A 1,728-nucleotide genomic window follows, 5' to 3' on the forward strand; every position below is an offset into this window, starting at 1 on the left:
GATCTCCCCCTCCAGATCCACCCGCCCCGAAAGGGTCCACTGCCGCGGCAGGAGTTCCCACTGCTGCGTCAGGGCCGCCAGGGCCTCGGCCTCCACTTCCCGTACCCGGAGCCTGGCCCGCCAGCCTCCGGGCCCGCCACGCAGCCGCAGACCGACCTGCCCCCCCGCCAGGGGGAAGGGATCCAGTTCCAGGTCCACCCCCGACGCCCGGGACAGCTGCAGCCGCCCGGTCACCTCCCCCACCCCCGGCAGGACCATGCGCAGCTGCGGACAAGTAAGCCCGTCCGTCCCCAGCCTGCCCCCCGGGCAATCCAGGCGCAGGTCCTCCAGGGGCGGCACAGGCGGGGGAAGACGCAGATGGGAAACCCGCAGCCCCAGGCGCGGCCCCGCCGCTGTCGTGTCCACCTCCGCCCGAATCCCCGAAAGGCCCCAGCCGGGCCCGTCCAGTTGGCCGATCTCCAGGTTGAGCCGCATCCCCGTGGCCGGTGCCGGGGCGAAGGCCAGGATCCACACCAGCCACGCCATGGCAACGGGTCTTCCCCAACGCCTCGCCCTGGCCCGCGGCCCCGCGGGATGCACGGCGCCCTGGCCGCAGCGGGTTGTACACATCCTCAAGCCAACGGCACCCCCCCTCTGCGGTCCCCCCGCCGCCCCGGAAAACGGCGAGGGAAAAGATTTTATCTCCTTCATAAACAATGATTTGAAATCATCACAAGAAGTGTGTAATGCCCCCGGGGGCGCATCATGCCGGGGGATGGCAAGGTTTTCCGACATCTTCTCCACAGGGTTTTCCACAGGCCCCGGGGATCTCCACCCTCTTTCCATGACTGCTGCGGGGTTACGGCGCAAAATCCATATCCGGCTTCAATTTCCGGGTGCAAATGGCCCATTATGGGGCGAGCCCGCGCCGGACGCGGGTGATCAGCGCCAGGTCCGCCGCGTGAAACGCCCTCACCGCCAGCCCCGGATCCTCCGTACCCTGCGCCGCACCCTGGCGGGCGCCGCGGGGGCACTCGTCCTGCTCACCGCCCTGGGGATCGGCAGCCTGCGCTGGATCGACCCGCCCACCTCCGCCTTCATCCTGCGCCACGAACAGTCCATCCCCGGCTCGGACCACAAGGTGCCGGTGCAGCACCGCTGGATCCCCTGGGAGGCCATGTCCCCCCAGGCGGCCTTTGCCGTCATCGCGGCCGAGGACCAGCGCTTCCTGCGCCATCACGGCTTCGACTTCGGGGCCATCACCGCCGCCCTGGCGGACTGGTTCCGGGGAGGACCGCTGCGGGGGGCCAGCACACTGAGCCAGCAGACGGCCAAGAACCTCTTCCTCTGGCCCGAGAGCACCCTGGGGCGCAAGACCCTGGAGGCCTATCTCACGATCTTCATGGAATTGCTCTGGCCCAAGCGGCGCATCCTGGAGATCTATCTCAATATCGCCCAGTTCGGCCCCAACATCTACGGCATCGAGGCCGCAAGCCGGGCCTATTTCCACAAGCCGGCCGCCGCGCTCACCCTGGAGGAGGCGGCGCGCCTGGCCGCGGTGCTGCCCGGCCCGGGGCGCATGAGCGCCGCCGCGCCCTCCCCCCGGGTGCTGCAGCGGGCGGAGTGGATCCGGGACCAGGTGCGCCAGTTGCACAAGGCCGGTTATCTTGAAGGCATCGGCCCGCCGCAGCAGGCCCGGGGGGCGGTACCGGAACCACTGCCCCTATCCACGCCGCCGTCCCCCTCCCC

General features: G+C 70.0%; 1 protein-coding gene and 1 pseudogene. One reads left to right on the forward strand and one right to left on the reverse strand.

Annotation, left to right across the window (positions count from 1 at the left end; all coding sequences use genetic code 11):
• Positions 1-525: pseudogene (locus tag CKO33_RS13140) on the reverse strand (hypothetical protein); the annotation flags it as partial.
• A gap of 415 nt (positions 526-940) precedes the next feature.
• Between CKO33_RS13140 and mtgA the strand changes: the two are divergent.
• A partial coding sequence (gene mtgA, locus CKO33_RS13145) for a monofunctional biosynthetic peptidoglycan transglycosylase (RefSeq protein WP_338081790.1) occupies positions 941-1,728 on the forward strand: 788 nt, incomplete at its 3' end.

The organism is Ectothiorhodospira mobilis (assembly GCF_016584115.1).
Classification (GTDB): Bacteria; Pseudomonadota; Gammaproteobacteria; order Ectothiorhodospirales; family Ectothiorhodospiraceae; genus Ectothiorhodospira; species Ectothiorhodospira mobilis.